Origin of the sequence: Porphyromonas sp. oral taxon 278 str. W7784 (assembly GCF_000467855.2) — a bacterium.
Classification (GTDB): Bacteria; Bacteroidota; Bacteroidia; order Bacteroidales; family Porphyromonadaceae; genus Porphyromonas.
Map to the genome: position 1 here is coordinate 1 of NZ_KI259224.1, position 13,029 is coordinate 13,029.

Annotated in this window: 9 protein-coding genes; 2 read left to right on the forward strand and 7 right to left on the reverse strand. The window is 54.7% G+C overall.

The window, feature by feature from the left end; translation table 11 throughout:
* Nucleotides 1-441: 441 nt before the first annotated feature.
* Together HMPREF1556_RS01780 and HMPREF1556_RS01785 are read left to right on the forward strand one after the other, a co-directional pair.
* Nucleotides 442-2,301, forward strand: coding sequence for a 2-oxoacid:acceptor oxidoreductase subunit alpha (locus HMPREF1556_RS01780; RefSeq protein WP_021666482.1), 1,860 nt, complete (start codon nt 442-444; stop codon nt 2,299-2,301).
* A gap of 4 nt (nt 2,302-2,305) precedes the next feature.
* On the forward strand, nt 2,306-3,340 hold the full coding sequence (locus HMPREF1556_RS01785) for a 2-oxoacid:ferredoxin oxidoreductase subunit beta (protein ID WP_021666483.1): 1,035 nt from the start codon (nt 2,306-2,308) through the stop codon (nt 3,338-3,340).
* A 209-nt stretch (nt 3,341-3,549) separates the two neighbouring features.
* Here the strand turns inward: HMPREF1556_RS01785 and gldN are convergent, their stop codons facing one another.
* The 7 genes from gldN to gcvP form a co-directional block, all read right to left on the reverse strand.
* Nucleotides 3,550-4,575, reverse strand: coding sequence for a gliding motility protein GldN (gene gldN, locus HMPREF1556_RS01790; RefSeq protein ID WP_021666484.1), 1,026 nt, complete (start codon nt 4,573-4,575; stop codon nt 3,550-3,552).
* Nucleotides 4,576-4,597: 22 nt separating this feature from the next.
* Nucleotides 4,598-6,151 (reverse strand): gliding motility protein GldM, encoded by a 1,554-nt coding sequence (gldM, locus tag HMPREF1556_RS01795; RefSeq protein ID WP_044125093.1) that lies wholly within the window; start codon nt 6,149-6,151, stop codon nt 4,598-4,600.
* Between the two features lie 12 nt (nt 6,152-6,163).
* Nucleotides 6,164-7,030, reverse strand: a complete 867-nt coding sequence (gene gldL / locus HMPREF1556_RS01800; RefSeq protein WP_021666486.1) for a gliding motility protein GldL — start codon at nt 7,028-7,030, stop codon at nt 6,164-6,166.
* Nucleotides 7,031-7,054: 24 nt separating this feature from the next.
* Nucleotides 7,055-8,485, reverse strand: a complete 1,431-nt coding sequence (locus HMPREF1556_RS01805; protein WP_083476363.1) for an SUMF1/EgtB/PvdO family nonheme iron enzyme — start codon at nt 8,483-8,485, stop codon at nt 7,055-7,057.
* Nucleotides 8,486-8,511: 26 nt separating this feature from the next.
* A complete protein-coding gene (locus HMPREF1556_RS01810) occupies nt 8,512-9,468 on the reverse strand; it encodes a PorP/SprF family type IX secretion system membrane protein (protein ID WP_021666488.1) in 957 nt (318 codons plus the stop codon).
* A 21-nt stretch (nt 9,469-9,489) separates the two neighbouring features.
* Nucleotides 9,490-9,711, reverse strand: coding sequence for a DUF2795 domain-containing protein (locus tag HMPREF1556_RS01815; RefSeq protein ID WP_005467333.1), 222 nt, complete (start codon nt 9,709-9,711; stop codon nt 9,490-9,492).
* A gap of 160 nt (nt 9,712-9,871) precedes the next feature.
* Nucleotides 9,872-12,757: an aminomethyl-transferring glycine dehydrogenase gene (gene gcvP, locus HMPREF1556_RS01820; protein ID WP_021666489.1), complete on the reverse strand. Its 2,886-nt coding sequence runs from the start codon at nt 12,755-12,757 to the stop codon at nt 9,872-9,874.
* Nucleotides 12,758-13,029 lie beyond the last annotated feature (272 nt).

Here is a 13,029-nt window from a genome sequence, read left to right on the forward strand (position 1 = left end):
CGACCCACAGTAGGTTTTTTCGGCGATCCACCATAGGTCGCTTTTTACCCCCTCAGAAGAGGCTTGTAGACAGGGCTTGTGGAGCTCGTACAAAAAGCCTCCTTCGCCCCTCACCTTCTTCAGGGGAAGAGAAGGGGCTGAAGTAGCGCTTTTCGCTCCAGAGAAGTAGGGGAGGAGCTAAGGTCACTTCATGGCTTTGTCGCTGGAGAAGAAGCCTATACGAAGAGATTATTTATTAAAGTATTTAATTAGCTAAGGAGTTTTGCCTAAGTGTACTTTATTCCTTAGCTTTGTTACGCTTTAAGCAGAGCAAACGGAATGTCGACGCAGCATGTCCTCGATCACTTATCGGTACAAATCCTTGACCAGAAGACTAGCCTTACCCTTCGGGAGTAAGGCGTGCGCCGACGCACATATTATATCAATGTAGTACAAAAAGCTATGGACGAACAGAAAGCGGTCAAAACCCTCAAGGACATCGTCATCCGCTTCTCCGGAGACTCCGGAGACGGGATGCAGCTCACGGGGACGATCTTCTCTGACCTCTCCGCCATGACGGGGAACACCATCTCTACCTTCCCCGACTTCCCAGCCGAGATCCGAGCCCCTCAGGGGACGCTCAGCGGTGTCTCAGGCTATCAGGTGCAGATAGGCTCACGGACGGTACGAACCCCAGGGGAGCTAGCCGATATCCTCGTGGCTATGAATCCTGCTGCCCTCAAGGTCAGTGTGAAGCATCTCAAGCGTGACTCGATCATCATCATTGACACCGACTCCTTCACCGCCAATGACCTCAAGAAGGCTGAGTTCAAGACCGAAGAGCCCTTCGAAGAGCTTGGTCTGAAGACCCAACAGGTGATCCCCGCTCCTATCTCCTCCATCGTCAAGGAGGGACTGAAGGACTTCGGCCTCGACGCCAAGTCTGCACTCCGATGCAAGAACATGTTTGCTCTCGGTCTCATCTGCTGGATCTGCGATCGCCCACTCGGCCCTGCAGAGCAGTTCCTCGACCGTAAGTTCGGCAAGAAGCCTCAGCTACGTGATGCTAACATCGCCTCCCTCAACCACGGCTTCGACTTCGGTGCGAATACCCACGCTACGGCAAGTATCTTCCGTATCGAGACGCAGAAGCCTGTCCCTGGACGCTACCTCGATATCAATGGGAATAAGGCTACGGCCTACGGGCTGATCGCCGCTGCTGAGCAGGCAGGTCTCGAGCTCTTCCTCGGTAGCTATCCTATCACTCCTGCCACCGACATCCTACACGAGCTAGCTAAGCACAAGGCTCTGGGTGTGAAGACGGTCCAGGCCGAAGATGAGATCGCAGGGATCTGTACCGCTATCGGTGCTTCCTTCGCTGGGGACCTAGCGGTGACGACTACCTCTGGTCCTGGTCTTGCACTCAAGAGTGAAGCCCTGGGTCTAGCCGTCATGGCCGAGCTCCCACTCGTACTCATCGACGTACAGCGTGGGGGACCTTCTACAGGTCTTCCTACTAAGAGCGAACAGACAGACCTGATGCAGGCGCTCTACGGACGTAATGGTGAAGCGCCACTGCCCGTCCTTGCTGCGACGACTCCCGATACCTGCTTCAGCGCTGCCTACTGGGCTGCTAAGCTCGCTATCGAGCATATGACTCCGGTGATCCTCCTGACGGATACCTTCGTGGCCAACGGCTCCTCTGCTTGGCGCATCCCCAACTTCCACGAGCTCCCCACCATCGAGCCTAACTACGTCTCTAAGCTCCCCGAAGGTGTAGCTGAGGTATGGCGCCCCTACTACCGCAACGAGGAGACTAAGGTGCGCTACTGGGCTGTGCCAGGTACTCCTGGCTTCGAGCACCGCCTCGGAGGTCTGGAGAAGAACTACACGACCAGCGCCATTAGCACCGACGCAGCTAACCATGCGCTCATGGTGAAGACACGACAGGAGAAGGTAGACTACATCGCTAACGATATCCCTCTCCTAGAGGTCGAAGGCGATCAGGATGCCGATACGCTCGTCGTCGGATGGGGCGGTACCTATGGTCACCTCTTCGAAGCGACGCATAAGATCCGCGAACGTGGCTACAAGATCGCTCATGCCCACTTCAGCTTCATCAATCCTCTGCCTAAGAACACTGAGGAAGTCCTTCGTCGCTTTAAGAAGGTCATCGTAGCTGAGCAGAACAATGGTATGTTCGCTCGTCACCTGCGTGGCAAGATCGACAACTTCGTTCCACGGCAGTACAATGAGGTTACGGGTCAGCCCTTCAGCCTCTCGCACCTAGTCGAAGAATTCATCAAACTTATCGAAGAATAGCCCTATGGAAACGAATGCAAACCCAGTGAAGTTAGACGCTAAGAACTTCAAGAGTGACCAGTACGTACGCTGGTGTCCTGGCTGCGGTGACCATGGCGTCCTGGCTACTCTGCAGAAGTCCATGGCAGAGGTGGGGATCCCCACGGAGAAGACTGCCGTCATCTCTGGGATCGGGTGCTCCTCTCGTCTTCCCTACTATGTGAATGCCTATGGTTTCCATACCATCCACGGTCGTGCAGCAGCTATCGCTACAGGGCTGAAGACCGCTCGTCCTGACCTCTGCGTCTGGATCGCTACCGGTGACGGTGATAGCCTCGCTATCGGGGGGAATCACTTCATCCACGCTATCCGTCGTAATGTAGACTTGAACTTCATCCTCTTCAACAACCGCATCTACGGTCTTACGAAGGGGCAGTACTCTCCTACATCTGCCCGTGGCTTCGTCTCTAAGAGTTCACCCTTCGGTACAGTAGAGGATCCCTTCATCCCCGCAGAGCTGTGCTTCGGTGCTCGTGGGCGCTTCTTTGCTCGTTCGCTCGATATCGACATGAAGCTCCTTGGGCAGTGTATGGTAGCAAGTGCTAAGCATAAGGGGGCTTCCGTCGTCGAAGTCCTCGTGAACTGTGTGATCTTCAATGACGGGATTCACAAGGGCGTAGCTCAGCGTGAAGTGCGTGATGATCGCTCGATCATACTGCGCCACGGCGAGAAGATGATCTTCGGTAAGGAGAAGAACAAGGGGATTGTCCTGGATGGTCTCCGCCTCAAGGCTGTCACCATCGGCGAGGATGGCTACACGCTGGACGACGTGCTGACGCATGACGCTCACGAAGTAGATCCTACGCTCCACACCATGCTAGCGATGATGGGGACGAATGATGATATGCCTGTCGCCTTCGGGGTCATCCGTGAGGTCGAAGATATCTGCTACGACCAAGCTGTCACCGACCAGATCGAGGAAGTTCGTGCTCAGAAGCCCGGCATCCGTTCGCTGGAAGATGTCCTGCTGAAGGATGCTTACTGGGAAGTGAAGGAGTAAGCCCGCTTTACTTCTCCAGCATAGCTCAGACAGCTATAAGAAAGCCACGAGGCCACCTCTCAGACGAGAGGTGGCCTCGTGGCTTTTAGTTTAGTAGACCGATGGCTTTTATTTCGGTAGATCTTATGGTTTCTATTTCAGTGGATCTATAGCTCCTGCTTCGGTGACTCTGTGGCTTTCCTGGGGGAGCTTATGATGCCTACCGAGGATTAGTCTTGACCACGATCACGTACGGAACGGGAGGACGAAGAGGAAGTGGGCTTAGTTGCCTTAGAGGGTAGGCGCTGACTCTGAGCGCTGGAGCTACCCAGCTTCTTGAGCTTTGCCTTTTTCTTCTTGATCGTAGGAGTTTCGCTCTGTCGGATGCTGTCGGGAAGGTAGAGCTGGGTGCGGAAGTCGGAGAGCTCTCGCTCGATCTGCTTTTGGGCTTCCTTCTGTGCTTCGGGAGTGGGATATTCCTCTACGAGCGTTCGCCCAAGTAGGTCATCTGCCTTGATGATCTCGCCTTTGTAGAGCCCAAGACGGAAGAAGTCGTCCAGCGTAGAGCGGCGGACGCCATTCTGCGCACTGAGCGCTATTAGCTGAGTACGTAGATAGGGCTGTAGGTCTGAATACTTAACCCAGAAGAGGGGCATACGTAGCTCTCCATAATCCCCGATACCACTGAGGATGGGGCAGAGGGCAGTGACCTCGGTTGTATATGTGGAAGTCCCTTCGTCGAAGAGGTGAACTTCCTTGAGGTAGTAGCTCTTCACATCACTCGATGGGATATATGAGGGGCGTCCTTCGGTATAGTCGATATGGAAGCGACCTAAGAAATCCTTGAAGCTGAGTCGGTGTGCCTCATCTAGCTGCTCTGTCCCGTCGATATACTCGTAGACAGATAGCTTCCCCGTAGCATAGAGCTGGAAGATCTGGGCAAAGAGATTCCCTTCGCTCTCGGTAGCTACCTGAGGAGAATAGAGTGGAGCATTGGCCCGCCGAGAGAGGTCAATAGACCGGTAGATGCTACGTAGCCAGGAGGCATGTTCGTAGGGATCTCTATCCGTCGTACCGAAGGTCTTCGCTCGCTCTGATAGCTGATCGGTCGAGGGCTGTGGCGTTTGCTTCGTAGCCTTTCCTTGGGTCTTCGTCCCCTTACGCACCACTGGCGTGCGAGGTGTATCCTGCGCTGAGAGCTCAGTGATGCCTAGGGCGAGTGTCGTAGATAGAAGGAGGAGGGATATTTGCTTCATAGCTGTAGTGTCTAGACGGAGCTTATCCGATGATGAGCTCTAGGGAAGGGATCTGTCGCTCGATACCGTCGGGCCCTCGAGCTATGATCCCCGTGATGTAGAGACGACGTCCCCGAGGGGTATTCTGTATCTGTCGAAGCTGTCGCTCTGAGAAGTTCGCCCCTGCAGATGCTTCTGGGAGGGCATTACCCATCGAATCAAAGGCGATAAGTTGGAAGCGAAGGACGGTATAGTTTACTTCCAAGAAGGAGTCGTCAATCGCTGCTTTGACTCCCCCTGATGCCAGTAGGCTACTCTTCGCTATACGTCCGCCCTTGAAGCGAGAGACGTCTCCCTTGGCGGAAGTCAGTGCAAGGTAGGGCATAGGATCAGGAAGGGAGCGAACACGTAACTTGGACTGAGCAACGGGCATCATCTGTCCGCTCGGAGTACGTGCCGTGACAGCGATTGTCACCTCTCCGCCAGCCTTCGTCGGGTGAGCGATCCACAGGTCGCCTTTTCGTGTGAGACTTCCGCTGGAGATAGTCGCAGATATGTCTTGGAGTGCGATCCCAGGCACAGCGATTCTGATGGGATTGTCGATCCCAGCATAGAGTACATTCATCATCGTGGGGGCGATGGTGGCGGTGGGCTCAATGACTGTGTAGCTACTCTCGAAGTTACTACGCACGAGCGTGCCATCATTGAGTTCGGTCTCTATGTGTCCTTTGACGGGGAAGTTCCCTAGGCTTGGAGTTGATAGGGTCAGTTTCCCCTGCGAAGTAGCAGGTAGTAGGCTTCCGTTGACAAAGATCTTGGGGTGCTTCGTCGTATCAATGCTACTTAGTACAATGGATGCTTGATAGGGGGTACCACGGAGTACGATTCGACTCTCTGGTATTACTTGGGCGGTAAGTTGATTGGATCGGTAGTCATGCGCATCTATTCCCTTGAGCAGTTCGGCCAGTGCTTCTCCCTCGATATAGCGGATATTGCTCTGCAAGTTTGTAAGGAGCGTGACCGCAGCTATGGCAGGGATGTTCTCGAAGTGCTCTTCTTCCCAACTCTTTCCTTGTTTACCCGAAGGAGTACTGAGGCGCTGTATGATTTTCGTTCCTTGAGCTCCTTGACCGAAGAGTGTGGAGATCCAGGAGCAGTAGCCTTCTATGTGCTGTCTCAGTTCAGTTCCCTTAGGGCGTATGGGACCAAGAAGGACGATGGAAGAGGCTGAGAGATCATCCCTTCTCTGTAGAGATTCGGGGTTAGCTCCCTTGCCATCCGCTTCGACCGCTATAGCTTGCTTGAGGCTCTGGATATAGGTGTAGAGTGAGTCTGATCGTAGCTGAAGCTCACGGCTTCGCTCTTGCCAGAGGCGCACCTTCTCAGGATTGGAGGTGAAGGCAGCCTGCATATCTGAGGCAAGTCGTGCATTCTGGGCTTCGCTGTGCAGGGTAGCCTGGCGCAGTTCTCCTTCTACGAGGGAGAAGCCATCCAAAACCTCAGGAGATACATTGAGTGCCATCATTGCGATGAAGACAAGGTACATGAGGTTGATCATGCGCTGACGATTGGGATTGCTCCCGCTACCTACTGCCATGGCTACAAGGGCTTACTTGTGGGTAAGGTCACTACGCTCGGGTGAGGTACTATAAGGCGTATGAGGACTGCCCGGTATCCCCATATTGCTTGTCAAAGCTTGGAGGATGCGAGCATAGACCTCATTGAGCTGGGTAAGCTGATCGACGAGCTGGTCATTCTGCTCTCTGAAGGTGGTACTTCCCTCAAGACTTCCCTCGTACATCGAGCGAATATGCTGGAGACCTGCGTTGATGCGGTCGATCGTCTCTACTTGCGAACTGATGCCCTTGAGCTGAAGTTCGTAGATGGCATTGAGACCTGTGACATTGCGTGCGAGACTCTCCATCTCTGCTAGATATTGAGTTGAATGCTGCGAGAGAGCATCCTGATCAAGCGCCATATGCTCGTAGCGCTGACTCATCTCACCAGAGACTGAACCAATACGGGAGAGCTGGGCGGTAGCTTCACCTAAGCGATCGATGGCTTCACGGAGATGAGCAAGTTCGTTTATAGGAAGGGAAGAAGACTTCTCAATAGAATGACTCTGTGTGTACGGTATATCGGAAGTGGACTCTTCGGCACGATGAAGGAGCGACTCACGACGAGCAAGCTGCTCTCTTCGGTCACCCTCCCGACCTTCTCCTAATTCGGGGTAGACTTTTTCCCACCGGTACGTCTTCTCTGGACGCTCAAAGCCCGAGATGAAGAAGACTACGAACTCCGTGAGCATGCTCACAAGGAGGATCTCATCACCGTAGCGAATGTGCAGGAGCTTGAAGAGTGCTCCTAAGATGACAAAGGCTGCCCCCCAAGAATAGAAGCGATTGAGGATGCGTTTGCCTCGCTCGCTGGAGAGGAAGACCTCTAGACGATGTAGGCGTCTTGTGTTTCTCTGCATGACTCGTTGCTAGGTTTGGTTAGGCTATTTCTTAAACTCTACGGCGGAGCGCACGCAGCGGAAGCCGATATAGGAGTGTGCGGCATTCTGTGCAGCCTGAGAGCGGTTGTTCGCCTGTACATTGCGGGCAATGTCTTTCCATGAGCCCCCCTTGACGACCTTGAGTGTTCGGTCTCGGGAGTCCTTGAAGTCCGCAGGGTAGGATAGTTCAGGATTGACGTCACTGATTAGTCGAAGTCCAGAACTTATCCAAGCGGTGCTGGTCCATTCGGCTACATTGCCGGCCATGTCGAAGAGTCCAAAGTCATTGGGTGGATACGAAGAGACGCGGGCAGTGATCAGATGGCGGTCGGCAGTGTAGTCTCCGTCGCCGGGCTTGAAGTTGCCAAGGAAGCACCCATCACAGGAGCGTACCTCTTCTGTTCCCCATGGATAGACGATCTTGGAGTTGCCCATGCGGGCTGCATATTCCCATTCAGCCTCGGTGGGTAGACGGAATTCTTCGACGACTTGTCCTTCTGGCAGTCGTAGATCTTTCTTGTAGAAGGCTGTCCTCCAAGCACAGTAAGCTTGGGCTTGCTCCCATGTCACACCGACTACGGGATAGTCATCATAGCCTGGATGATTGAAGTACTTCGCTGTGTAAGTGGCGTTGGTGGAGTTGGGGAAGTCATTGACCCAGACTGTCTCATCAGGTAGTACGGGTACTATGTACGTATTGAGGAAGTCGTATTCGCTCGTCAAGGGGCGTGTGATGGTCTCACGGATGATCTGACCTGAGCGGTCGATGTAGGCTGTGTCCTTAGAGATCTGGATGTTCTCTGGGCGCTCTTTCTCCCAGAGAGGATTGCCCTGCGCCGAGCGAAGTTGATTGCGCCAGAGGGCAGCTGCTCTATGGTCGTAGCGCTCATAGCGGTAGTAGAGCTGGGTGGGATCAAGCTTCCGCTCGCCCGTGACAGGATTAGTGTAGTAGACACTCTGGATCGCACGAAGCTCCTCTTCGGAAGCACGCTTCTCCGATGGGATGGGGCGACTCCAGTCAAGATGGGGCGCTACGGGCTCACCGTACTTATCCTCGGTGATCTTGTAGCTCTCATCACCTCCGTAAGCTGGGTCAGCGAGGCGCTCTCGGATGATCGAGTCACGGACGTAGTAGACGAACTGACGGTACTGAGCATTCGTCACCTCGGTACGATCCATCCAGAAGGCTTCGACGGAGATCCCACGGCTGACGGCGGGTGTACCCCAGAGACTGTCCCTGAGTTCTGATCCCAGGATGATATGTCCCCTTGGGATGTGCACCATACCATGAGGTGCAGGCTCATCCCACGAAGCAAGTCGGGCTGCTGTCACTTCTCCTCCTCTTGATGTATGCGAAGCACCACATGCAAGGAGAGAGAGACTCAGTAGGCAGCCTCCCAGAAGTGTCTGGAGTTGGGTATATCGTGTCTTCATCATCTGCTGTATCAAAGTTACCCTTTTCAAAGTAAGCGAATACTCTTGTAGCGAGTCTCCTCTTTGCTCCCTTGGTTGAGGGGGAGGGTATAGCTTAGGAAGAACTCATGTCGGTAGATGGGGCTTCCCTGAGAGCGGGTATCCTGCTCTAGGAGATAGCCTAGCCGAAGACTCCCGAGGCTAATACTCGTATGTGCCGTCCATATATGATGGAAGCGGTAAGAAGCTCCTAGGGAGAAGCGGTCTTGGTAAGAAATAGATGCTCCTAGCTCTTCCCTCCAGCCTGAAGGCTTGCTATAGGAGGCGAAGGCTGAGGGCTGGAGAGCCAGAGACTTCCCCAAGTCGATACGGTAGCGTAGGAAGGCTACGTAGAGAGGGCTTGTCTTTGCTCTGTAGCGCTCACTGAGTGCCACGCTCGATCCTAGTAGGTCGGTGACAGCGATACCCGCCGAGAGTCGCCTACCTGTGTAGTAGGCTCCTAGGCTGAGGTCGAAGGTCTTGCCCTCGGTCTTAGTCGTCGGGAGCTCTTGATCAGTGATCCCCTCCTCTTGTGCCCGCTTCCCATCGAAGGATAGGCGGTAGAAGGTGGTCTCGATACCTAGGTGAAGGCTCTGAGTCAGGCTGAGAGGGAGGCTGAGAGCACCACGAGCAGAGAGTGCCGTCTGCTCCCATAGATCCTGTTGATGATGTAGGAGCTGAGCCCCGACTTCTTGCTGTCCTCCGAGGAGCTCCAGGGGCATGCCCCCTAGGATGAGGTAGTATTTGTGTCGGCTATCGGTGTGGCCGTAGAGAGCTGCTAGTTGCCCGCCTTCGCCGGCGATAGATGCCGCAGGATTGTAGTAGGGGAGTGCCTCCTGCCATAGCCTGACCTCGGGGCGTGTCTGAGCTGAGAGATCTAGGGGAAGAAGAGCTGAAAGGGCAAGACTACCCACATAGGCCAAGCTCTGGTAGCGAGAGCCATGTGTGGCGGTAGTCTTGCCCATCAGTACGCTCCTTGATACGAACTAGTATTCCTCTTCGTCAAAGAAGAAGTCCTCCTTGCTCGGATAGTCTGGCCAGATATCTTCAATGGATTCGTAGAGTTCGCCTTCATCCTCCATCTCCTGGAGGTTCTCGATGACCTCGATAGGTGCACCTGAGCGCTGGGCGTAGTCAATGAGTTCGTCACGGCTGGCAGGCCATGGGGCATCTTCGAGCTTGGATGCAAGTTCTAATGTCCAGTACATAGCTGATTAGTTTATCAAAAAGTCGTTAAGTGCTTAGTGAATATCAGGCGCAAAAGTACTAATTATTCATTAGTTAGCGAGGGGTGGGATGCGCTAGATAGAGTAAGCCCCACCCTGAGACTCCGAGCGGAGAGTAAGGGTGGGGCTTAAAGGTGTGGAACTAGCCCTCTACAGAGGGAGCAATGCAGGCGCAGAAGGCGGGGACCAGATTGCGGTCACCGAAGCCATTATCTACACGAGCTACATTGATCCAGAACTTATTCTCACGGAGGTATTCCAGCGGATAAGCGGCCTTCTCACGAGGATAGCTGTGGCTCCAAGAGTCGGAGACGACCTCGTACTCTGGGTGTGGAGCATTCTTCAGTACGTTGTCCTCAGCATCAGCCTTACCGTCCTTGATCTCCTGCATTTCTGCCCAGATACACTGCATGACAGCGAGGAAGCGGTCTAGCTCATCCTTGCTTTCGCTCTCTGTAGGCTCGATCATCAGCGTGCCGTGTACAGGGAAGGAGAGCGTAGGTGCGTGGTAGCCGAAGTCCATGAGGCGCTTAGCGATGTCGCTCTCATCGACGCCGTAGACCTCCTTGAGCTTACGGCAGTCGAGGATAAGTTCGTGACCGACACGACCCGTAGCGCCTGTGTAGACGATGCCGTAGGTATCCTTGAGCCGGACGGCAAGATAGTTGGCGTTGAGGATAGCGGTACGTGTGGCACGCTCTAGGCCCTTCGCTCCGAGGAGACGGATATAGGCGTAGGAGACTACATCGATACCTGCGCTACCTAGAGGCGAAGCAGCGACGACATTACCCTGGATGGGCTCGTAGTCGACACCATAGCCGTGGGTAGGCTGGTAGGGAGCCAGGGCATCGGTCATACAGATAGGACCGCTACCAGGACCACCACCGCCGTGAGGGATGGCGAAGGTCTTGTGGAGGTTGAGGTGACAGACGTCTGCACCGATGAAGCCTGGATTGGTGAGTCCTACCTGAGCGTTCATGTTCGCCCCGTCCATGTAGACGAGGGCACCGCAGTCGTGGATACGCTTGCAGAGGTCGATGATATTGGTCTCGAATATCCCGTGAGTACTGGGGTAGGTGATCATCATCGCTGCGAGCTCGTCCTTGTGCTCCTCGGTCTTCTTCATGAAGTCTTCCCAGTCGACATTACCATGCTCGTCACAGGCGACGATCACGCATTGATAGCCACACTGCGAGGCGGAGGCAGGGTTCGTCCCGTGTGCCGAGGCGGGGAGAAGGACCTTGTTCCTATGCCCACCGCCATGAGCTTCGTGGTAAGAGCGGATGGTGCGAAGACCTGCATATTCGCCTGCTGCACCAGAGTTAGGCTGGAGCGAGACGACGGGGAGTCCGGTGATGGTCGCTAGGAGACTCTTGAGGTTCTCCAGTAGCTCGAGTGAGCCCTGTACCTGCTCTGCGGGTGCATAGGGATGGACGTTGCAGAAGGCGGGGTTGCTCAGCGGGATGACTTCGCTAGCTGCATTGAGCTTCATCGTACACGACCCGAGGGAGATCATCGAGTGGGTGAGGGAGATATCCTTGCGCTCCAGTCGCTTGATGTAGCGCATCATCTCGGTCTCGGTGTGGTACTTGTTGAAGACCTCGTAGGAGAGGAAGGGTGAGGTACGGACGAACTTGCGGTCGATGTGGATCGTGTGCTCGCCTACTTCGTCGTTGAAGTTGCTCTCCTTACCTAGTGCCGATGCGAAGATATAGCAGAGTACGCTGATATCTTCGGGCAGAGTCGTCTCGTCGATACTTAGCAGGGCGACGGTACCGCAGGGAGCGTAGAAGAGGTTCACACGGCACTCTTCGGCGATCTCACGGAGCTTGTCGGCGAAGCCTGCTTCTTCGGGGAGGATGACACAGAGGGTGTCGAAGAAGTTCTCATGAAGAAGGCGGTAGCCGAGGTCGGTGAGCTTCTTAGCTAGGAAGCCTGCGTAGGAGTGGACACGACGAGCGATGTTCTTCAGTCCTTCTGGCCCGTGGTAGATGGCGTAGAAGCCACTCATCGAGGCGAGCAGGGCCTGTGCGGTACAGATGTTACTCGTAGCACGTTCGCGCTTGATGTGCTGTTCGCGCGTCTGTAGAGCCAGACGATAGGCGGGCTTGCCTAGGCGGTCCTTGCTGAGCCCGATGATGCGTCCGGGCAGAGTACGCTTGTACTCGGTACGGCAAGCGATGTAGCCTGCAGAAGGTCCGCCGAAGTACATGGGGATACCGAAGCGCTGAGCCGAGCCGAAGACCACGTCTGCACCCCATTCTCCTGGAGGTGTCAGCAGGACGAGGCCGAGTAGGTCTGCAGCGACCCCGACCTTGATGTCTGCTTCGTGTGCCTTCTCGACGAATTCAGAGTAGTCATTGACTCCACCGAGCGAACCGGGATACTGCACGATAGCGCCGAAGAATTCGGGACCGAAGTCGAACTCCTGCCACTTCCCGAGGACGACCTCGATACCCTGAGGAGCACAGCGGGTCAGGATGACGTCACGTGTAGAGGCGAAGACGTCCTTGTCGACGAAGAGCTTGCGTGCTTCGGCCTTGACCTTGGGCTTGGAGCGCTCGTTGAAGAGCAGGAAGGCGGTCTCAGCCCCTGCGGTAGCTTCGTCGAGCAGGGAGCAGTTGCTCAAGGGCAGGGCGGTCAGGTCGGTGATGACGGACTGGAAGTTGAAGAGCGCCTCCAGACGACCCTGAGAGATCTCAGCCTGATAGGGGGTATAGGAGGTATACCATACGGGGCTCTCCAGGACATTGCGCTGGATGACGGGTGGCAGGACTGTGTCGTACCAGCCTTGGCCTATATAAGAGGTGTATACTTCGTTCTTGGAAGCTAGGTCTGCGATGTGCTCAGCGAACTCCCGTTCGGTCATGGGCTCTGGCAGGTCCAGGGGCTTCTCTAGTCGAATGTTCGAGGGAAGGGTCTGATCGATGAGTTCATCAAGAGACTTGACTCCGATGGTCTGAAGCATCTCCTGGGCTTCATGCTGCCCTACGCCTATGTGGCGGATGGAAAAGTCATTGGTGTTCATTGGCGAACCTTTAGCTTAAGTATGAGTAGTTAGTCGTACGCTGGATCTGAATCAACAGCGTACCAAAGTTAGGCATTTTGGGTATTGGTTGTACCCCCATTCGACTTATAAAAATATCTTAGGAAGCCATGCCTTCGCCTCGTACTTTTCTCCCAGAGTTAGCCGTACTTTTTCTCCGCTCGTCAGGGCTTCTCAGACCCCTACCTTTCTATGGGGAAAAGGGGGGTACTCCGAAGGGGTGAAAAAGGACCCTACGGTAGGTCGTCGAAAAA

Bases quoted from the DNA above. Each gene is read 5' to 3' on its own strand.
- HMPREF1556_RS01780 (WP_021666482.1), top strand. From the start codon at position 442: ATGGACGAACAGAAAGCGGTCAAAACCCTCAAGGACATCGTCATCCGC.
- HMPREF1556_RS01785 (WP_021666483.1), top strand. From the start codon at position 2,306: ATGGAAACGAATGCAAACCCAGTGAAGTTAGACGCTAAGAACTTCAAG.
- gldN (WP_021666484.1), bottom strand. From the start codon at position 4,575: ATGAAGCAAATATCCCTCCTCCTTCTATCTACGACACTCGCCCTAGGC.
- gldM (WP_044125093.1), bottom strand. From the start codon at position 6,151: ATGGCAGTAGGTAGCGGGAGCAATCCCAATCGTCAGCGCATGATCAAC.
- gldL (WP_021666486.1), bottom strand. From the start codon at position 7,030: ATGCAGAGAAACACAAGACGCCTACATCGTCTAGAGGTCTTCCTCTCC.
- HMPREF1556_RS01805 (WP_083476363.1), bottom strand. From the start codon at position 8,485: ATGAAGACACGATATACCCAACTCCAGACACTTCTGGGAGGCTGCCTA.
- HMPREF1556_RS01810 (WP_021666488.1), bottom strand. From the start codon at position 9,468: ATGGGCAAGACTACCGCCACACATGGCTCTCGCTACCAGAGCTTGGCC.
- HMPREF1556_RS01815 (WP_005467333.1), bottom strand. From the start codon at position 9,711: ATGTACTGGACATTAGAACTTGCATCCAAGCTCGAAGATGCCCCATGG.
- gcvP (WP_021666489.1), bottom strand. From the start codon at position 12,757: ATGAACACCAATGACTTTTCCATCCGCCACATAGGCGTAGGGCAGCAT.